We start from the raw sequence: 20,220 nt of genomic DNA, 5'->3' as shown, positions 1-20,220 counted from the left end.
GGAGAAAACGAATGTCAGAAAAAGATAATATGAATCATAATGAATTGGAAAATGAAGTAGAAAAAGTAGATGACAAGGATGTTGTTGTCGAAGATCGGAAGAAAGATGATGATGAATATGAAAAGGTATGCTTCATCTGTCACAGACCGGAAAGCCAGACCGGCAAGATGATGGATCTGCCGAATCATATCAGTGTGTGTCCGGATTGCATGCAGAAGAGCTTTGATATGATGTCAGGCGGACAGATGGATTACAGCCAGCTTCTGAATATGCCGGGAGTGCAGATGTTCAGTGTGGATGATCTTGAGAATGTGATTCCAAAGAAGCAGAAGATTAAGAAGAAAAAAGAAGGCGAAGAGCGTAAGCCGATCCTGGATATCAAGGATATTCCGGCACCGCATAAGATTAAGGCGAAGCTGGATGACTTTGTAGTAGGACAGGAATATGCCAAGAAAGCAATGTCGGTAGCAGTATATAATCATTACAAACGTGTGGCAACGGATACGATGGATGATATTGAGATCGAGAAATCTAACATGCTGATGATCGGACCTACCGGTTGCGGTAAGACATATCTGGTCAAGACACTGGCGAAACTTCTTGATGTGCCGCTTGCGATCACGGATGCAACGTCTCTGACTGAGGCGGGCTATATCGGTGATGATATTGAGAGTGTGGTATCCAAGCTTCTGGCGGCAGCGGATAATGATGTAGAGAAGGCAGAGCAGGGCATTATTTTCATCGATGAGATTGATAAGATTGCCAAGAAAAAGAATACCAGCCAGCGTGATGTCAGCGGTGAATCCGTTCAGCAGGGCATGCTGAAGTTATTAGAGGGCAGTGAAGTAGAAGTCCCTGTTGGAGCCAACAGCAAGAATGCTATGGTGCCGCTCACTACAGTGAATACCAAGAATATCTTATTTATCTGTGGCGGTGCATTTCCGGATCTGGACAATATTATCAAAGAGCGTTTGACCAAACAGGCAACTATTGGATTTAATGCAGAGCTGAAAGACAAATATGACCATGACAAGAATATTCTGTCTAAGGTAACGATTGAAGATCTGCGTGCATTTGGTATGATCCCAGAGTTTATCGGTCGTCTGCCGATTATATTTACGCTCCAGGGATTGGATGAAGATCTGCTGGTTAAGATTCTCAAAGAGCCTAAGAATGCCATCCTGAAGCAGTATCAGAAGCTTCTGGCGTTGGATGAAGTAAAGCTGGAATTTGAAGATGATGCGCTTCGTGCAATTGCAGAGAAAGCTGTGAAGAAGAATACAGGAGCCCGTGCACTTCGTGCGATCATTGAGGAATTTATGTTGGATATTATGTACGAGATTCCAAAGGATGACAGCATTGGTGAAGTAGTGATCACCCGATCTTATATAGAAGGAACCGGCGGCCCGGTGATCATGCTGCGCGGTCAGGAACTTCCACAGCTGGAAGGCTAATTCAGATACATACTGTATATACATACCTCGTATACTGAATTAAAAGGTGGCTGTTCAGAACCCCTTAACACAAGAAAAACTGTTATGCCATGCATGCATGAGAATAACAGTTTTTTCTTGTATGGGTGGGGCTCAGAACAGTTACAAAAAGTATATGAGGTGTTTTTATATGGATTTGGAAATGTGCAGGGCGCAGATATTGTCGAATGATTATAGGGATTTTATTGTGTCAATGGATGGTGGAAGGATAAGTCTCCCTGCGCTTCCTGAGGAGGTGTGTTCACAGGAGGTTGGGGCAGGATATGAGATTGTATATCTGAATAAGAATATTGCAGAACCCATTGATTTTGATCGGTATGTGTATAATGCAGTTCCACAGTGTTACGGTCTTCTGGATATGGATGCCATGAATCAGGCAGGGATCAGTCAGGTGCAGTATTACCCAACGCTGAATGTGGCAGGTGAGGGGGTTATGATCGGTTTTGTGGATACGGGGATTGATTATACGAACCCGGTGTTTCGTAAGCTGGATGGGAGTACGCGTATTGTGGGAATCTGGGATCAGACCATACAGGATGGTTTAGTACCGGATGGATTTGCCTATGGAAGTGAATATACAGAAGAAATGCTCAACCAGGCGTTACAAAGTGAAGATCCGAAAGTAATCGTACCGTCAGAAGATACCATTACTCATGGGACATTTGTGGCGAGTCTTGCATGCGGAAGTGGAAATGCAGAGAATAGATTCCTTGGTGCGGCACCGGAATCAGCGATTGCTATGGTGAAACTGAAGCCTGCCAAGCGCTATCTCAGAGATTTCTACGCGATTGCAGGAGAGGCGGTCTGCTATCAGGAAAATGACATCATGCTGGGAATCCGGTATCTCAGGAATCTTGCACAGAGGTATCAGATGCCATTGGTGATCTGTCTGGCGGTGGGAACCAGTTTTGGCGGACACAATGGCAATAATTCGTTGGACTTTATGCTGCAGATCTATGCCAACTCCAGCAATCAGATCATCGTGAGCGGTACCGGAAATGAAGCGAACCAGAGGCATCATTATCAGGGAAAGATAGAGGCACTTACCGAACGCAGAGAGATTGAACTTCAGGTCGGAACAGGTGTAGAGGCGTTTTCAATAGAATTGTGGGCAGAACTGCCGAATCTGATTGCTGTTTCAGTAATCTCACCATCCGGGGAAGTGCTTCCGCGAATCTCTGTCAGACAGAGCGGGATGTTTTCTTTTCGCTTTTTGTTTGAGCAGACGACTGTGCAGGTATATAATCAGATTTTGTCCAAATTTAACAGTGCGCAGCTGATCTTTATGCGTTTTTTAGCGCCAGTGCCTGGCATCTGGCGGATTGTGGCAGAACCGGTGCGGCTGGCAGGTGGGATTTTCCATCTGTGGCTTCCAATGAAGGAGTTCCTGACAGGCAATGTAATCTTTCTGGAGTCTGATCCGGATACAACGCTTACCGGACCTGGGACAACGAGATCTGTGATCACAGCAGCCTACTATAATGGAGATGAGAATAGTATTGATATTAACTCAGGCAGAGGCTATACTAGACTTAATAATGTAAAGCCGGATTTTGCAGTGCCGGGCGTGAACGTGACCGGAGCGTTGCCGGGAGGAAGATTCGCAGAGCGAAGCGGTTCCAGCATCGGGACAGCGATTGCAGCAGGTGCGAGTGCGCTTTTGCTGGAATGGCTGTTGGAGCAGGAAAAGCGGTCGGCAGGTTATGATACGATGCAGCTCAAAGGACTTTTTATATTAGGTGCCAGAAAACGGACAGATGTTGAGTATCCAGATAAAGCCTGGGGATATGGTGCATTGGATCTCTATGAGACACTGCGGACGATTCGGGAGTTATAAAACGTATATATACAAGAAAGGATGACAGAGATGGCAGGATTTTTTGATGATTTAGGAAAGAGACTTTCAGAGACAGCAAATGATCTGGGGAAGAAGGCAGAAGATACACTGGAGATACAGAAGAGAAAGAGCGATATCCGCTTTCTGGGTCGGGCAAATGACAGAGATTATATGGATATCGGCAAAATCATATTTGAAAAGTATCGTAACGGTGAAGTTGTTGATACGGATATGGTAGCACTTTGTGAAGCAATCGATCAGAGAAATGAAGAAGTTACAAAGATTCAGGCAGAGATTGACCGCATCAATGGTGTTGCTGCAGCGGATACAACGGAAGAGGAAGAGGTTTTTGAAGAGACCTCAGAAGAATAATGAAGTCCAGACTATATCCGGCAGTTGCAGCAGTTATCTGTGGAATGGATCTTTATCTGAAGAGCCGCGTAGAGAAATGTATAAAACCAGGTGAGGAGAAAAAACTCTCCGGCACGCCATTTTCTATCCGCAAGGTGTATAACCGGGGAGCAGCGTTCAATCTGCTGCAAGATCAGCCGAAGACTATGAGGATGCTGACCACATCCGCAGTGGCAGCAGTGGTAGCATATGATTTTATCTTACTGCATCAGAAAGGCAGACATCTGCTGAAGCTTGGCATGATGTGTATGACTGGTGGTGCGCTCAGTAACTTTGTCGATCGTGTCAGACACGGAAAAGTAGTGGATTATATAGGAATCCGCACCCACTGGGAAAAGTTCTCTTCCATTACCTATAATGTGGGAGACTTTGCTATCTTTGCAGGTGCGGTTATGACTGTACTATCTGAATTTTTTCAGAATAAAAATTAATAATCAGCGGCAGCTTATTTTATATCAAAGAACTCCTTGATCTGTCCCAGGATGATGTCCATCAGTCTGGTGCGTGCCTCTACACTTGCCCATGCAATGTGTGGAGTGATCAGGAGTTTTTTACTGTCTTTGATCCGTCCTAACGGATTATCGGCAAGCATTGGTTCTACGCGGAGTACATCCAGTCCGGCAGCGGCAATCTCGCCGTTCTCCAGTGCGTCAGCCAGATCTTCTTCGACCACGATCGGTCCTCGTCCAACATTGATAAAGATACAGCTTGATTTCATTTTGCTCAGGGCATCCTTATTAATAAGATTCTCTGTATATTTATTCAACGGTGCATGTACAGAGATAATATCGGATTCTGCATATAAGGTGTCCAGATCTACCTGATGATAGCCGTCCTGAGCCGTTCTTCCGGATGCAGAAGCGTAGATGACATTGGCACCAAATGCGGATGCAATCGCAGCTACACGGCGTCCGATGTTGCCAAGACCTATGATTCCCCAGGTTTTACCTTTTATCTCGCAAAAACGCTCGTCGAAGTGAGTGAATACGGTATCTTGCGTATAGGCTCCATCTTTTACATAGTCATCATAGTAACGGAGCTTTTCCAACAGATAGAAGAGCATGGCAAATGTATGCTGCGCCACAGATTCGGTAGAATAGTCTGCTACATTGCGCCATGCGATACCGTGGCTGTCCAGATAATCCTTGTCCAGATTGTTGGTTCCTGTTGCAGTCAGGCAGACCAGCTTCAGGTTCTTAGCTGCACCTATGGTGGCTTCGTTGACAGGGATCTTGCTGAGCACGGCTACATCTGCATCAGCAATCAGTTCCGGTGTCTGTTCGGCAGTTGCGATTGGGTATTTAACGACTTCTCCAAGAATATCAAATCCGGAGAGATCAATGTCATCTCCAATACTCTGTGCTTCTAAAAAAACGATTTTCATGGCTTATCCTCCTAAAAAAATTCCGTATACATTGTAACGCATCTTTTTCAGAATAGTCAATCTAAATAAAGTATAGGCAAATGTGAACAAAAAATAAAAATAGAACACGCTCTGATTGTTAAAAATGTATAAAAACGTGTGTAATTTAGACTAATAATTAACCAAAAAAACAAATAAAAGAAGTCAATTGACTGACAAAATACACAAAAGATGGAATGTGATTGATAAGAATGGTAGTAATTAGTACTACTAAACACTATTTAAAGATAATTATTTCACAAGTAGTGAAAAAATTAACCTGTGTGACACAAAGATGTCAGCAAATTTGGCAAAAAATACTTGAAATTTACAAAATAATATGGCACAATACAGTCAGAGATTAGAGCCAAACAAAAATACATATTAAGGAGGAAGTTATGGCAAAGAAAGAAGAAATCAAAGCACCGGAAGTTAATACACCTGAATGGCTGGAGCAGAAGATGGCCAAGATGAAAGAGGCCCAGAAGATCTTTGCAACATACACTCAGGAACAGGTTGATAAGATCTTTTTCGAAGCGGCTATGGCAGCTAATAAGGCACGTATTCCGCTGGCAAAGATGGCAGCCGAAGAGACAGGAATGGGAATCGTAGAAGATAAGGTAATCAAGAACCATTACGCAGCAGAGTATACTTATAATAAATATCGTCACCTGCAGACATGTGGTGTTCTGGAAGAGGATCCGGCATATGGTATTAAGAAGATCGCTGAGCCGGTTGGCCTGGTAGGAGCTATCATTCCTACAACGAACCCGACATCTACAGCTATCTTCAAGACATTGATCTGTCTGAAGACAAGAAACGCAATCATCATCAGCCCACATCCACGTGCTAAGAAATGTACAAGAGCAGCAGCTATGCTAGTAGCAGAAGCAGCTGTAAAAGCTGGTGCACCGGAAGGTATCATCGACTGTCTGGAAGAGCCAACCGTTGAGATGTCCGGTCTGATCATGGCTAATGCAGATGAGATTCTTGCAACAGGTGGTCCGGGAATGGTAAGAGCAGCTTACTCATCAGGAAAGCCGGCACTTGGTGTAGGACCTGGTAACACACCGGTTATCATGGATTCAAGCTGTGATGTTCAGACAGCAGTGTACTCAGTTATCCATTCTAAGACATTTGACAATGGTATGATCTGTGCATCTGAACAGTCTGTTACAGCAATCGCAGACATTTATGACGAAGTACGCGCTGAGTTTATCAAACGTGGATGTCATATGCTTAATAAGAAAGAACTGGATATGGTTCGTGAGATTATCCTGACACCTGCAGGAAGCGTTAATCCTAAGATCGTAGGACAGCCTGCGGCAGAGATCGCTAAATTAGCTGGATTTGAAGTACCTGCAGATACCAAGATCCTGATTGGTGAGGTTACATCTGTAGATGTATCTGAGCCATTTGCACATGAGAAGCTGTCTCCGGTACTTGCTCTTTACAAAGCAAAAGATTATGAGACCGCACTTCAGATGGCTGAGCAGCTTGTATCTGACGGTGGATACGGACATACATCATCTCTGTACATCAATGTAAATGAAAAAGAGAAGATGGCTGAGCATGCAGCACGCATGAAGACCTGCCGTATTCTGATCAACACACCTTCTTCTCACGGTGGTATTGGTGACCTTTATAACTTCGGATTAGCTCCATCACTGACATTGGGATGCGGCTCTTACGGCGGCAACTCTGTATCAGAGAACGTAGGTCCGAAACACCTGCTGAACATCAAGACCGTTGCCGAAAGGAGAGAAAATATGCTGTGGTTCAGAACACCTCAGAAGGTATACTTTAAGAAGGGTTGCCTGCCAGTAGCACTGGATGAATTAAAGAATTATTATGATAAGAAAAAAGCGTTTATCGTAACTGACGGATTCCTGTTCAGCAGCGGTATGACAGCTCCTATTACTGATAAACTTGATGAGATGGGCATTCAGTATGCATGCTTCTATGAAGTAGCACCGGATCCGACACTTCAGATTGCAAGAAAAGGTCTGGAGCAGTTAAAGGCATTCCAGCCAGATGTAATCATCGCTCTTGGCGGTGGATCATCTATGGACGCAGCGAAGATCATGTGGCTCATGTATGAGCATCCAGAGTGTAACTTTGAAGACCTGGCTATGGACTTCATGGATATCCGTAAGAGAGTATACACATTCCCGAAGATGGGTGAGAAAGCTATGATGATAGCAATTCCTACTTCATCAGGTACAGGTTCTGAGGTTACACCGTTTGCAATCATCACAGATGCAGACACAGGTACAAAATGGCCGATCGCTGACTACGAGCTTCTGCCGAACATGGCAATCGTAGATACAGACTTCATGATGACTCAGCCGAAGGGACTGACCAGTGCATCAGGTATCGATGCCCTGACACATGCTCTGGAAGCATACGTATCTATCATGGCTACAGATTATACAGATGGTCTGGCTCTCAAAGCTGGTAAGAACATCTTCACATATCTGCCAGACGCATATGAGAAGGGCGCTGCTGATCCGATCGCAAGAGAAGGAATGGCTAATGCATCTACAATGGCTGGTATGGCATTTGCTAATGCATTCCTGGGAGTTTGCCACTCTATGGCACACAAGCTTGGTGCATATCATCACCTGCCACACGGTATTGCTAACGCACTGTTGATCGAGCTTGTTATGAAATACAATGCAGATCCGGCACCGGTTAAGATGGGAACATTCTCTCAGTATCCATATCCAAAGGCTAAAGAGAGATATGCTGAATTTGGAAGATTCTGTGGCGTAACAGGTAAGAATGATGACGAAGTATTTGATAACTTCATCAAAGCTATCGCAGAACTGAAAGAAAAAGTTGGAATTAAGAGAACAATTAAAGAATATGGTGTTAAGGAAGAAGATTTCCTCGCTACTCTGGATGAAATGGTAGAGAATGCATTCAACGACCAGTGTACAGGTGCTAACCCAAGATATCCTCTGTTCAAAGAGATTAAGGAAATTTATCTGAAAGCGTACTACGAAGGATAATAAGTTTCTCCAAATATGTTATATTTATAAGATTAGAGAAAGGCACTGCCGCATTAGCGGTAGTGCCTTTCTCGTTGGCATATATAAGAACAGGACGCTTATCCCGGCGTCCTGTCTGAAAATACAATTAAAATATCATGTGGGTTATTTAGTTCCGAAGATACGGTCTCCGGCATCTCCAAGACCCGGGCAGATGTAAGCGTCTTTGTTCAGTTCACGGTCAACATGTCCGATGTAGATCTGTACGTCCGGATGAGCCTCGTGTACACGCTTTACGCCTTCCGGTGCTGCGATGATGGACATGAGTTTGATGTGCTTTCCGCCGTGCTGCTTGATGAAGTCAAGAGCTGCGATAGCAGATCCGCCAGTAGCAAGCATCGGATCGGTAACAACAATCAGTCGCTCATTGATCGGATCCGGAAGTTTGCAGTAGTACTCGTGTGGCTCGTGAGTCTCCTCGTCACGATATAGTCCAATGTGTCCTACCTTTGCAGACGGTACCAGTGCAAGGATGCCATTAACCATACCAAGTCCGGCTCTCAAGATCGGTACAACTGCAAGTGTCTTGCCGGCAATGACTGGAGTCTTGCAGGTTTCAATCGGAGTCTCTACTTCAATATCTTCAAGCGGAAGATCACTCAGAGCTTCAAATCCCATTAACATGGCTATTTCTTCTACCAGCTTACGAAATTCATTAGTTCCTGTATGCTTGTCGCGCAATTTTGAAATCTTATGCTGAATCAGTGGGTGTTTTAGTTCGAATACGTTTTCCATGATTTTCCTCCTCGTGTGAAATACGTTTTCTCTATTATAATTCGTAACAGCGGTATGCGTCAATGGGTTTAAGCTTTGAAGTGCTCCAACATGACAGGCATACACTTGTGACTGTATTCGCTCAGCGAGAATTCACCTCTGCTGAGGCACCAGTCAGACACTAATGCGCGTTCGCACATGGTAAAATACTTGGTAATCTCTATAGCGGACATGTCATTTCGAATCTGCCCGCGCATCTGACCTTCTGTAATAATGCGGGTGATAAATTTGTAATATGTGCGGTTCTGATCCAGGAGATTTCGCTGTCCCTGTGATACGAGCTGGGTAGAGTAGAGGGATGCGATCAGATCAATGCTGATATTTTCCTCGATCATTTTATGGGCTTCGTAATTCACATTCAGAAGCTTTACAAAAGAATTGAGATCAGGATTCATTCTGCTTTCCAATTCTTCATAGAAATCGTCCAGAATCACAGACAGAGTATTGAGCAGTTCATCTTTGGTATTGAAGTAGTAATAAAATGATCCCTTTGATGTACCAGACAGAGCAATGATATCATCCACGGTAGTACCGTTATAGCCTTTTTCATGAAAAAGCTGCCATGCTGCGGTTACGATTCTGTTCTTAGCGCTTTTTCCTTTTTTTGTACGTTCCATAGATTCTCCTTGAAAACAAAATGTAATTGTTAAATATTCTATCACAAGCCATCAGCATTCTGCAAATAGTTTGTGATAAACGAGAAGACCTTTACACATAAGCGTGTGTGAAAGGTCTTCTCAGACTTTAAACTGTTAAGCAATTATTTGTTTGAGCTAGTTGAAAGACTGCTCTGTACGGTTGATGATCTCATCCTGCAACGGTTTAGACAGGTTGCGGAAGAAGTCGCTGTATCCGGCTACACGAACGATCAGATCCTTGTAGTCGTCTGGATTATTCTGAGCATCGATCAGAGTCTGTCTGTCGATGACATTGAACTGTACATGATGTCCGTCCATAGCGAAGTAGCTGCGGATCAGGCTTGCCATGTTGTTCAGACCTTCCTCGCCGGCAACTACGTCAGGAGTGAACTTCTGGTTCAGCAGAGTACCTGCTGTTGCCAGGTGATCCATCTTAGCGCAGGATTTGATAACAGCTGTAGGACCATTCGTATCTGCAGATTTTTCAGGAGAAATACCTTCGGATACAGGGACGTTAGCTTTACGTCCATTAGCTGTTGCTCCGATAACTTCGCCGAAGTATACGTGGCAGGTAGTCGGAAGCATATCTACGCCGTATTTACCACCTTTCATGTTCGGACGACCTGTGATCAAATCATGGTACAGATAGAATACATCTTGCATCAGATCATCAGCGTAGTCATCATCATTGCCATACTTAGGTGATTTGTCATGAACCATACGGTAAATAGCATCATATCCTTCGAAGTTGTGATCCATTGCTTCGATCAGTTCTTCCATTGTGAAGTTTTTCTTGTCATATACGTTGTATTTAATAGCTGCAAGACAGTCAGAAATAGTTCCGATACCTACACCCTGAATGTAGTTGGTATTGTATCTTGCACCACCTGCATTGTAATCTTTTGCATTGCTGATACAGTCGTTGGTTACAACTGACAGACAAGGAGCCGGCATATATTCCGCGTACAGCTTCTCGATCACGTTGTTACCGCGAAGCTTGATATCGATGAAGTGTTTCATCTGTTTCTTGAATGCTTCCCACAGCTCTTCATATGTATTGAAGTCTTTTGCGTATCCAAGTTTCAAACCAAGCTGTTTGCCGGATATATTGTCATATCCGTTGTAAAGCGTAAGCTGGAAAATCTTTGGAATGTTCATGTATCCGGTCAGGATATATGCTTCGCTTCCCCATGCTCCTGTCTCAACACATCCTGAAGAACCGCCGCGGCGTGCGTCTTCCAAAGATTTACCTGCGTTGATAAGCTCCATAGTCTGAGCTTCTGTATTGTAAAATGCAGGCTGTCCCCATCCCTTTCTGGAGATCTCGCATGCTTTCTTTAAGAACTTGGTCGGTGTTTTCTTACTGATGGTTACATTGGAGTTAGGCTGAACCAGTTTCATATCGTCCATGCAGTCAAGAATCAGATAGCTGACAGCATTAACGCCGTCTTTGCCATCTGGTGTGACACCACCGGTATTAATGTTGGCGAAGTCTGTGTAGGTAGCACTTTCTTTTAATGTAATACCTACTTTGACAGGTGCCGGCTGGTTGTAGAACTTAACCCATAAGCACTCCAGAAGTTCCAGAGCTCTTTCGTCATCCAGAATACCTGCTTCTGTATCTGCCTCATAGTATTTGATCAGATGCTGATCCATACGTCCCGGACTGAATGCATCCCATGGGTTCAGCTCTGTTGTAACTGCAAGGTGTGTGAACCAGTATAACTGGATTGCCTGCCAGTAAGTCTGTGGAGCATGAGCAGGTACGACTTCCAGATTGGCAGCAATCTGCAGGAGTTCTGCCTTACGTGTCTCGTCTGTCTCTTTTTCAGCCATCTCGAGAGCCAGTTTGTGATATCTCTCACCAAGAATGATCACTGCATCGCAGGAGATATCCATAGCTTTCAGTTCTTCTAATTTATCCAGGGCTTCCGGATCATTCATGAAATCCAGGGAATCCATAGTCTTTTTGATTTTTTCTTTGTAATCCATGTATCCGGTTGTGAACACCTGCTCACCGCCGCATGTGTGTCCAGGACCTCTCTGCTCCATGAACTCTGTGAACATACCTGCCTCGTAACAGTCATGCCATTCCGGAGTCATCATGGAGAGAAGCTTCTCACGCATGGTCTTGCCTTTCCAATAAGGAATAATCTCTTCCGCCTGAAGCTTTCTGTCTTCTTCGGTAGTGTGGAAAGATACCAGATCACGCTCGCTCATAACGGTCATATCCTCTACGCTGTGGCAACACAATTCCGGGAAAGTAGGAGATGCCTGTGGATCTTTACCTTTTTCTCCGACGATCAGTTCGCCGTCTCCCAGATACAGAGTCTTTTTGGAGAAATATTCTTTCAGAACCATAGATCTCATAACCGGGATAGAGTATTTACCCTCATTTTCTTTGTAGAAATCAGTCTCAATCTTAGCTCTTTCCAGGTCGATATGTACCGGAGTGTTGACGCTGAGATCTCTTAATTTCTGGATTCTTTCGTTCATGCCTCGTTTTGTTGCCATTTTCCTAACCTCCTATTTTGGTGTTTTGAAATCCTGCATCCTTGAAAAGCTGCACAAAGCTTTCCATTTCTTCTTTGGATGGTGCATGTAAATCTGTTCCTTTATATTCCATATCCAGCTTGGCGTATTTGCCGCTGCCTGTATCATGGTAAGGCAGGAGATTGACCTGAGCCGGATGGATGTCATGTCCTTTCAGAAACCTAATCGTCTCTGTCATATTCTGTTCATTACCGTTGACCTCTTTAATAGTAGGAATCCGGATATAAATGCGGGCGCCTGCATTAGAAAGTTTCACCAGATTCTCGAGGATCAGCCTGTTGTCGACACCGATATATTTTTTGTGAAGTTCTGGATCCATAACTTTGATATCATATAAAAATGTATTCACATACGGAAGAATTACTTCAAATTTATCATAAGAAACATGACCACAGGTGTCAATGGTAAGGGTGATATCTTCATGTTTTAATGCTTTGGCAATTGCAAGAATGTAATCGGTTGCCATGGTCATAACCTCTCCACCGGAGAGTGTAACACCGCCGCCGGAATCTTCATAGAACATCAGGTCTTTCTTTAACTCGCGAACCAGACTCTTGACGGAGTATTCTTCGCCGATGATCTCACGGATACCTTGTGGACAGAAGTTCGTACATTTGCCACAGAGCTGACAGAGTGTCTTATCGAGTACCGGCTTGCCATCCTGCATTGTGATCGCACCGGACGGACAGACCTTAGCGCAGCAGCCGCAACCCGTACATTTCTCGGAATCATATTGAAGCTCCTGCTCATAACGCTGTGTCTCAGGGTTGTGACACCATTCACATTTGAGCGGACAGCCTTTGAAAAATACGGTTGTGCGGATTCCGTCACCATCATGTATAGAGAATTTTTGAATGTTGGTAATCAGATTCATCGCATTTTTATTCCTTTCTTTTAAGGTTTGTAGACTATGGTTTGTACTATGGTCTAAAAGTACCATATAACGGTCAGATTGTCAATAGTTTGACAGATGAAAACAAAAATGCAAGAAATAAAATTAAAAAATTCAAAAAAAGACTGGAAATAATTTAGACTATAGTATATAATCACGTCAAGCGTTACCAAAGAAGGCATCCTTAAAAAGGTGCCTTTTTTTGCACTTTTTTAGACAATTTATGAAATGCGTCTAAAAATCATGAAAAATGGAAAAGAGGAATTGAACTTTGGTCTAAAAAGTGTTATATTATTAACGTGTATAAAATTATAGAGGATGTCAATATGAACCTGAGCGACCAGAAAGTAGTACAAAAAGATATGGATTTTCTTTATCTTGGGAATTTGAAGACTGTGACGTTTAATCTTGCACTTCCTGCAAAAGGGAAGTACGGATCAGAGATTAACTGGAGCTCAGGAGAAGAGCGTTTCCTGGATACAGATGGCAGGGTGAACCGTCCGTTATATGGCATGGGAAACCGGGAAGTGCTTTTGACAGGTACTTTTACATATGGAGAAGCTACTGCCAGCAAAGTATATGCAGTGACGATTCTGGAACAGGAGAATCCACATCAGAATGCAGACACATATCCTATAGAAGTTACTGTGCAGGGAAGACCTGATAAAGATGCAGAAGTTTATCAGAACGCAGAGGCAGAGATTCGGATACTTCCGGGGAATGCATTTTACGAGGCTCAGGAACAGATGCATAAGTATTTGCTTTCGATGGATGATGACAGTATGCTGTATCATTTCAGGAAGGCGTCGGGGCTGGACACCAGAGGAGCTGACAGTCCGGATGGATGGGACGCCGATGAGAGCAAGCTCAAAGGACATACCACAGGACATTATCTTTCAGCACTGGCACTTTGTTATCGGTCTACAGGAGATGAGAAGATCCGGGATAAGGCAGTCTACATGGTAGACGAACTGGGAGAATGCCAGCGAGCATTTCAGAATATAGATGGTATTCGGGAAGGATTCTTAAGCGCATATTCGGAAGAACAGTTTGATCTGTTGGAAGAGTATACACCATATCCTAAAATCTGGGCTCCATACTATACACTTCATAAGATTATAGCAGGACTGTTGGACTGTTACTTATATATAGATAAGAAAGAAGCACTTTCTATTGCAGAGCAGATGGGAGTGTGGACCTGGCACAGATTATCACAGCTTCCGGAAGCACAGCTTAAGAAGATGTGGAGCATGTACATAGCCGGAGAATTTGGCGGTATGAATGTGGTAATGGCACAACTTGCTGAACTGACGGGAAGAGAAGAATTCCTGAAGTGTGCCGGATTATTTGATAATGACAAGTTATACCGACCACTGATGCACTATCGGGATCAATTGAATGGAATCCATGCGAATCAGCATATTCCACAGATTCTGGGAGCAATAGAGATCTACAAAGCATCAGGGGATCTGAAGTATCTGGAAATGGCAAGAGCGTTCTGGACGACAGTAACGGAGAATAGAACATATGCCACGGGAGGTGTTGGTGAGGGCGAGATGTTCCAGGGGTACCGGGAGATCGGAAAGCTTCTGACAGCATCGACTCAGGAGACATGTGCTTCTTATAATATGCTGAAGCTTACCAGAGAACTGTATCAGATGGATCCTGACAGCAGGTATATGGACTATTATGAAAAGACTCTTTATAACCACATTCTGGCAACGCCAGATGAAAGCGGGAGCGGAGAAAGTACTTATTTCTTTCCGCTCGGACCGGGGATGAAGAGAGAGTTCTTATTTGAAAACAGCTGTTGTCATGGAACCGGCATGGAGAGTCACTTTAAGTATCAGGAAGGTATGTATTTCCAGAAAAGGGATGCATTCTTTATAAATATGTATATACCGTCTGAATTCAGCCAGGATGATATGAGGCTTCATATGGAGTGTGTATCACAGCGCAGACAGGAATATGAACTGAGGATTCAGAATGGCACATTTCGGAAGTTATATCTTCGCTATCCGGAGTGGGCAGATGAATGTTTGCTGGAGATGGATGGAGAAGTATTGGAGACGAAGAAAAATAAAGCCGGGTATATCGAGATCACGATGCACTCCGGTGATGTGAAACTTCGGATTCGGTGGATGCCGGGATGGAAGGTACTCCGAACACCGGATGAACCGGAAAAAGCGGCAATCCAGTATGGACCATATATTATGGCAGCAATTTCGGGTGAGAAGGAGTTCCTGGAACTTCCGATCAAAGAGAATGAAATCGCAGATCGGGCGGAATGGATGGATGAGTATAAAGACGGCCTTGCATTCAGACTCGGAGACTGGAAATGGATTCCGGTTTACGAAGTAGGAGACAGAGCGTATCATGTATATACAATTATTAAGTGAAAGGCAGGTATAAGCAGACGTTATGAATCGATTAGAAGAATTAAGAAGCTATATGGAAAAAGAAGGACTGGACGGATTTTATATTGCAAAACCGGCTAATGTCAGATGTATCAGCGCATACACCGGCGATGATTCGTACCTGTTTATCGATAAAGCAAATCAGTACTTTATCACAGATCCGAGATATACCGAGCAGGCAAGCATGGAGTGTCCGGATTATGAGATCATTAACTGGAGATCAACCGGTATTGGCAATGTGATCGCGGAACTGTGTAAAAAGGATGGCGTTAAGACCATTGGCTTTGAACAGGATCATCTTACATTTGCAACATGGAGATCCATGCAGGATGCGATTGATGCTGAATTAGTACCTACGCTGAACGTAGTTGAGAGATTCCGTGAAGTGAAGACACCGGAAGAGATCCAGAAGTTAAGAGTTTCCTGTGATATTGCTTCCAGAGCATTTGATAAGATTCTTCAGGACATCAAAGTAGGAGTGACAGAGAAGGAACTCGCTTCCAGGTTATCACATTACATGGTAATGGAAGGAGCAGATACCAAGCCGTACGGTGGAATCCTGATCTCAGGACCTAAGACATCACTTCTTCATGGCATTCCGGGCAACAGAGCCCTGGAATACGGAGATTTCGTGCTGATGGATTATGGATGCCAGTATGATGGCTATCTTTCTGATATGACAAGAACTGTAGTTGTCGGCAAGGCAACACCAAAGCAGAAAGAAGTATATAACATTTGCAGACAGATGACAGAGGATGTTGAAGCAACAATCAAACCGGGAGTTACCGGTGAGGACTGCTATCAGGCATCTCTGAAAGCGATAGAAGGAACTGAATATATGCCGTATAACTATACGGGAATCGGTCATGGAGTAGGTTTGTTTGTACATGAACTTCCATTTATTGGTAAGAACCATACCGATGTGCTGCAGGCAGGCAGCGTAATGACAGTAGAACCAGGTATTTATATCCCGGGATGGGGTGGTGTCCGGATCGAAGATCAGGGTATCATTACAGAGGATGGATATGAGAACCTGATAAGTGCTACACATGAGCTAATAGAACTTTAAAGAAGGAGGACGACTTATGAAAAAGAGAGTATTAGCTGCATTTTTAAGTATGGCTATGGTAGCAGGTCTTGCTACAGGCTGTGGAACACCAGGTGGTGGAAAGTCAGACGGTGATTCTGCTGATGGAAAAGTATTCCGTTATGCTGTAAACACACTGCCGACTACACTGGATCCGACTAAGGGACAGAGCATTGGTGACAATGAGATCCAGCATGCTGTTACAGAGGGACTTACCCGTAACACAGCCGGTGATGTTAAGCCGGGTATTGCAGAGAGCTGGGATGAGTCTGAAGACGGACTTACTTACACATTCCACCTGCGTAAAGATGCAAAATGGAGTGATGGAGAGCCAATCACAGCTGCTGACTTCGAGTACAGCTGGAAGAGACTGGTTAATCCTGAGACAGCCAGCCCATATGCATTCATTGGTGACTGCTTAAAGAATGGTCAGGCCATTGAGCAGGGCAAAATGGATGTTGAAGAACTGGGAGTTAAGGCTGTAGACGACACTACACTTGAGGTGACACTTGAGCACCCGACATCATACTTCTTGAGTCTGATCGGATCATCAGGTCAGTTTGCACCACTTCGTCAGGATATTGTTGAAAAATACGGCACAGATTTTGCCGCAACTTCAGAGAAGAACGTATACTCTGGTCCGTTTGTAATGACAAGCTCAGAGGATAATGTATGGACATTCGCGAAGAACGATAACTACTGGGATAAAGATTCTATTAACCTTGATAAATGTGAGCTTAACTATGTAGAGAACACAGATACACAGCTTTCTATGTATGAGGCAGGAGATCTGGATTATGTACAGGTTCCTACAGCATATGTTTCAGACTACAAGGATAAAGCTGACGTATTTGCGAACGGTAACGTTGACTTCTGCTACATCAACTCTAAGAGTGACAATCCGGTACTTGGCAACAAGAACTTCCGCCTGGCTCTTAACTATGCACTGAATCGTAATGATTATAACAAGCTTGCCAATGCTGATACATATACAGCATTCAATGGACTGGTATTCCCGGGACTGCAGGCTAAGGGAACTACATACGGTGAAGCGTATGACCTGAATTCTTACTCATATCCATTAGATGGAGATCAGGACAAAGCTACAGAATATCTGAATGCTGCTATGCAGGAACTTGGCATTGCTAACGCTTCAGATATCACAGTTGAAGTAGTTACAACAGATGCTGACTCTAGCAAGAGAATCGTTGAGACTCTTCAGGAGCAGTGGCAGAATGCACTTGGAATCAACGTAAAGATCCGTCAGGTAACATATGCTGACATCTACGGCAAAGTATTCCCAGAGCATGATTATGAGATTGGTTATGGCGGATGGGGATCTGACTACGATGATCCTTACAGCTACCTTGAACTGTTCAAGAGCGACAGCTCTTACAACTACAGCCAGTATGAGAATCCGGAAGTTGATCAGCTGCTGATAGCTTCTCAGGATGAACCGGATACAGATAAGCGTATGGATGAGCTGAATCAGGCTGAGCAGGATATCCTTGCTGATGGCGCATTTGTACCTCTTCAGGCAAGAAATGTATACTACATGCTGGATGATGATACAACAGGTATCAACTTCTACTACTGCAGTCTGAACATCGACTGGGTATATGCAGATGTAAATGCTAAATAAGTATTTTGTATCTGAATGGCAAGATAAATAGCCTATTATACAGAGTCCCGGTATGTCCGGGGCTCTGTACAAGATTAGAATGAAAAGGTGATTCAGGGAAGAAGGAATCATCTTCCTTTCCTGAATCCCCTTTTCATATCTGTTTAGGAGGAAAAAGATGTTTAAGTATGTTGTTAAGCGGGTGATCGCAGCTATTATTACACTTTGGGCACTTGTTACCATCGTGTTCTTTCTGGTTCGTCTGATGCCTGGTGATCCATTTACCAGTGCAAAGCTGACAAAAGAAGTAGCTGCCAATATGAGATCATACTACGGCTTCGATAAGCCGCTGATCCAGCAGTATTTCACCTACCTGGCGAACTTGCTGCATGGCAATTTCGGTTACTCTATGAAGTACACCAATAAGACAGTTAACTATATTATCGGACAGACATTCCCATATTCTGCCGATCTTGGAATCCGTGCACTGGTAATGGCCGTATCATTTGGTCTGGTGCTTGGTATTATTGCCGCCAGAAATCGTGGCAAGAAGCTGGACTTCTTCTGTGTAATCATTGCGATTATCGGAACAAGTATTCCGGACTTCATTATGGGAGCAATTTTACAGTATTTCTTTGGAATTAAATGGGGACTCTTCCCTGTGGCAAAGTATCTGGGATTCAGATACACTATTCTTCCGGCAACCGCCCTGGCGTTCTACACGCTGGCCTCTGTGTCACGAATTATGCGATCCAGTATGTTGGAAGTAACATCGCAGGATTATATAAAGACAGCTCGTTCAAAAGGATTGTCTGAGTTCAGAATTACATTCAAGCATCAGATTCGTAATGCGATCATGCCTGTAATGACAATTCTGGGACCTACAGTAGCGGCTGTACTTACCGGTACATTCGTTATCGAGTCTATTTTCGCTATTCCTGGAATGGGTAAATATTATGTATCAAGTGTAAATGAAAACGATTATGCAATGATTCTTGGAATGACCGTCTTCTATGGCTTTTTCCTTGTATTGTGTAATCTGATTGTAGATATTATGTACGGAGTGGCCGATCCACGAGTACGTATTGGTAAAAGGTAGGTGAGAGAAGTGGCTGAACTGAACAAAGAAATGTTTACTATTAAGGGTAAAAATACGCAGCGTATGGAATCCATCAGCAGACCGTCACTCTCTTTCTGGCAGGATGCATGGCGCAGATTAAGAAAGAACCGCGCCGCGTTTGTCGGACTTTGCATTATCGTGCTGTATGCGTTACTTGCAATATTTGCACCAATGCTCAGTCATTATGGATTTTCAACCATGGATCCGAATGCGATTCATGCAGGACCGTCCTCAGCGCACTGGCTTGGATGTGATGCAACAGGTCGTGATCTGTGGGTTCGTACATGGATGGGAGCAAGAACATCTCTGACAATCGGTCTGCTCTCTGCATTTATTAATATGTGCGTAGGTGCAGTGGTCGGTGGTCTGTGTGGATACTATGGCGGTAAGTTGGACATGATCGTTATGCGTATCGTTGATGTGTTATATGGTATCCCGAGTCTGATCATTACTATTCTGGTTATGATCGTATTAGGTAAAGGTATTACATGTCTGATCGTTGCGATGTGTATCGTAGGATGGATCGGTACCTGTCGTTTCGTGCGTGGTGAGGTATATCGTCTGAAAGAGCAGGACTTCGTAATGGCTGCTAGGGTACTCGGTATCCCGGATATCGTGATCATCCTTCGTCACATTATTCCAAATATTCTTGGTATGATGGTAACAAACCTGTGTATGGCTATTCCAAACGCAATCTTCCAGGAAGCATTCTTAAGTTACATTGGTCTGGGTATTGCACCTCCGAACTGTAGCTGGGGAGTTCTGGCAAAAGAAGGTATCCAGTTCCTGCGGATCCATCCGCATGAGATTGTTATGCCGGCGTTTTTCATCTGTACAACGATGCTTGCCCTGAACCTGTTGGGTGACGGACTGCGCGATGCAGTAGATCCAAAACTTCGTGGAACTGAATAGGAGGAGCAGA

The 20,220-nt window shown here is 43.9% G+C and carries 15 protein-coding genes; 10 read left to right on the top strand and 5 right to left on the bottom strand.

Annotated elements, in window-relative coordinates:
- Positions 1–11: 11 nt before the first annotated feature.
- The 4 genes from clpX to lspA all read left to right on the top strand — a co-directional run bounded on the left by clpX (position 12) and on the right by lspA (position 4,172).
- Positions 12–1,454, top strand: a complete 1,443-nt coding sequence (clpX, locus tag DWZ93_RS12645) for an ATP-dependent Clp protease ATP-binding subunit ClpX (RefSeq protein ID WP_118453139.1) — start codon at positions 12–14, stop codon at positions 1,452–1,454.
- 169 nt (positions 1,455–1,623) lie between these two features.
- A complete protein-coding gene (locus DWZ93_RS12640) occupies positions 1,624–3,330 on the top strand; it encodes a S8 family peptidase (protein WP_118453138.1) in 1,707 nt (568 codons plus the stop codon).
- Between the two features lie 30 nt (positions 3,331–3,360).
- Positions 3,361–3,702 (top strand): hypothetical protein, encoded by a 342-nt coding sequence (locus DWZ93_RS12635; protein WP_118453137.1) that lies wholly within the window; start codon positions 3,361–3,363, stop codon positions 3,700–3,702.
- Positions 3,702–4,172: a signal peptidase II gene (gene lspA / locus DWZ93_RS12630; RefSeq protein ID WP_118453136.1), complete on the top strand. Its 471-nt coding sequence runs from the start codon at positions 3,702–3,704 to the stop codon at positions 4,170–4,172. The genes DWZ93_RS12635 and lspA overlap by 1 nt, the downstream gene beginning before the upstream one ends.
- Before the next feature lie 14 nt (positions 4,173–4,186).
- On the opposite strand, the gene DWZ93_RS12625 is transcribed toward lspA, so the two are convergent.
- Positions 4,187–5,125, bottom strand: a complete 939-nt coding sequence (locus tag DWZ93_RS12625; RefSeq protein ID WP_118453135.1) for a D-2-hydroxyacid dehydrogenase — start codon at positions 5,123–5,125, stop codon at positions 4,187–4,189.
- A 416-nt stretch (positions 5,126–5,541) separates the two neighbouring features.
- Between DWZ93_RS12625 and adhE the strand changes: the two genes are divergently transcribed.
- Positions 5,542–8,157 carry a bifunctional acetaldehyde-CoA/alcohol dehydrogenase gene (gene adhE / locus DWZ93_RS12620; protein WP_118453134.1) on the top strand — a complete coding sequence of 872 codons (2,616 nt, stop codon included), beginning with the start codon at positions 5,542–5,544 and terminating at the stop codon, positions 8,155–8,157.
- A gap of 144 nt (positions 8,158–8,301) precedes the next feature.
- Here adhE and upp read toward each other — a convergent pair whose 3' ends face one another.
- The 4 genes from upp to DWZ93_RS12600 all read right to left on the bottom strand — a co-directional run bounded on the left by upp (position 8,302) and on the right by DWZ93_RS12600 (position 13,035).
- Positions 8,302–8,931: a uracil phosphoribosyltransferase gene (upp, locus tag DWZ93_RS12615; protein ID WP_118383646.1), complete on the bottom strand. Its 630-nt coding sequence runs from the start codon at positions 8,929–8,931 to the stop codon at positions 8,302–8,304.
- 68 nt (positions 8,932–8,999) lie between these two features.
- Positions 9,000–9,587: a TetR/AcrR family transcriptional regulator gene (locus DWZ93_RS12610; RefSeq protein WP_118453133.1), complete on the bottom strand. Its 588-nt coding sequence runs from the start codon at positions 9,585–9,587 to the stop codon at positions 9,000–9,002.
- A 156-nt stretch (positions 9,588–9,743) separates the two neighbouring features.
- Entirely contained in the window at positions 9,744–12,122 is a 2,379-nt protein-coding gene (gene hypD / locus DWZ93_RS12605) for a trans-4-hydroxy-L-proline dehydratase (RefSeq protein WP_118453132.1), read from the bottom strand.
- Positions 12,123–12,126: 4 nt separating this feature from the next.
- On the bottom strand, positions 12,127–13,035 hold the full coding sequence (locus DWZ93_RS12600; RefSeq protein ID WP_118453131.1) for a trans-4-hydroxy-L-proline dehydratase activase: 909 nt from the start codon (positions 13,033–13,035) through the stop codon (positions 12,127–12,129).
- Between the two features lie 344 nt (positions 13,036–13,379).
- On the opposite strand from DWZ93_RS12600, the gene DWZ93_RS12595 reads away from it, so the two are divergent.
- From DWZ93_RS12595 to DWZ93_RS12575, 5 genes are all read left to right on the top strand, one after another.
- The gene (locus tag DWZ93_RS12595) at positions 13,380–15,452 is read left to right on the top strand and encodes a beta-L-arabinofuranosidase domain-containing protein (protein WP_118453130.1); all 2,073 of its coding nucleotides are present in this window, start codon (positions 13,380–13,382) and stop codon (positions 15,450–15,452) included.
- Between the two features lie 22 nt (positions 15,453–15,474).
- On the top strand, positions 15,475–16,539 hold the full coding sequence (locus tag DWZ93_RS12590; RefSeq protein WP_118453129.1) for a M24 family metallopeptidase: 1,065 nt from the start codon (positions 15,475–15,477) through the stop codon (positions 16,537–16,539).
- Positions 16,540–16,555: 16 nt separating this feature from the next.
- On the top strand, positions 16,556–18,199 hold the full coding sequence (locus tag DWZ93_RS12585) for a peptide ABC transporter substrate-binding protein (RefSeq protein ID WP_118453128.1): 1,644 nt from the start codon (positions 16,556–16,558) through the stop codon (positions 18,197–18,199).
- 157 nt (positions 18,200–18,356) lie between these two features.
- A complete protein-coding gene (locus DWZ93_RS12580; RefSeq protein WP_118383652.1) occupies positions 18,357–19,277 on the top strand; it encodes an ABC transporter permease in 921 nt (306 codons plus the stop codon).
- Between the two features lie 9 nt (positions 19,278–19,286).
- Positions 19,287–20,210: an ABC transporter permease gene (locus DWZ93_RS12575; RefSeq protein ID WP_199665944.1), complete on the top strand. Its 924-nt coding sequence runs from the start codon at positions 19,287–19,289 to the stop codon at positions 20,208–20,210.
- Positions 20,211–20,220: the final 10 nt, after the last annotated feature.

The organism is Dorea sp. AF36-15AT (assembly GCF_003477705.1).
Lineage (GTDB): Bacteria > Bacillota > Clostridia > Lachnospirales > Lachnospiraceae > Claveliimonas > Claveliimonas ammoniilytica.
Note: the sequence above shows the minus strand (reverse complement) of the source record. Positions and strands in the feature narration are given on the sequence as shown.

Coding starts and splice junctions, on each gene's coding strand:
- clpX (WP_118453139.1), top strand. CDS start 12: ATGTCAGAAAAAGATAATATGAATCATAATGAATTGGAAAATGAAGTA.
- DWZ93_RS12640 (WP_118453138.1), top strand. CDS start 1,624: ATGGATTTGGAAATGTGCAGGGCGCAGATATTGTCGAATGATTATAGG.
- DWZ93_RS12635 (WP_118453137.1), top strand. CDS start 3,361: ATGGCAGGATTTTTTGATGATTTAGGAAAGAGACTTTCAGAGACAGCA.
- lspA (WP_118453136.1), top strand. CDS start 3,702: ATGAAGTCCAGACTATATCCGGCAGTTGCAGCAGTTATCTGTGGAATG.
- DWZ93_RS12625 (WP_118453135.1), bottom strand. CDS start 5,125: ATGAAAATCGTTTTTTTAGAAGCACAGAGTATTGGAGATGACATTGAT.
- adhE (WP_118453134.1), top strand. CDS start 5,542: ATGGCAAAGAAAGAAGAAATCAAAGCACCGGAAGTTAATACACCTGAA.
- upp (WP_118383646.1), bottom strand. CDS start 8,931: ATGGAAAACGTATTCGAACTAAAACACCCACTGATTCAGCATAAGATT.
- DWZ93_RS12610 (WP_118453133.1), bottom strand. CDS start 9,587: ATGGAACGTACAAAAAAAGGAAAAAGCGCTAAGAACAGAATCGTAACC.
- hypD (WP_118453132.1), bottom strand. CDS start 12,122: ATGGCAACAAAACGAGGCATGAACGAAAGAATCCAGAAATTAAGAGAT.
- DWZ93_RS12600 (WP_118453131.1), bottom strand. CDS start 13,035: ATGAATCTGATTACCAACATTCAAAAATTCTCTATACATGATGGTGAC.
- DWZ93_RS12595 (WP_118453130.1), top strand. CDS start 13,380: ATGAACCTGAGCGACCAGAAAGTAGTACAAAAAGATATGGATTTTCTT.
- DWZ93_RS12590 (WP_118453129.1), top strand. CDS start 15,475: ATGAATCGATTAGAAGAATTAAGAAGCTATATGGAAAAAGAAGGACTG.
- DWZ93_RS12585 (WP_118453128.1), top strand. CDS start 16,556: ATGAAAAAGAGAGTATTAGCTGCATTTTTAAGTATGGCTATGGTAGCA.
- DWZ93_RS12580 (WP_118383652.1), top strand. CDS start 18,357: ATGTTTAAGTATGTTGTTAAGCGGGTGATCGCAGCTATTATTACACTT.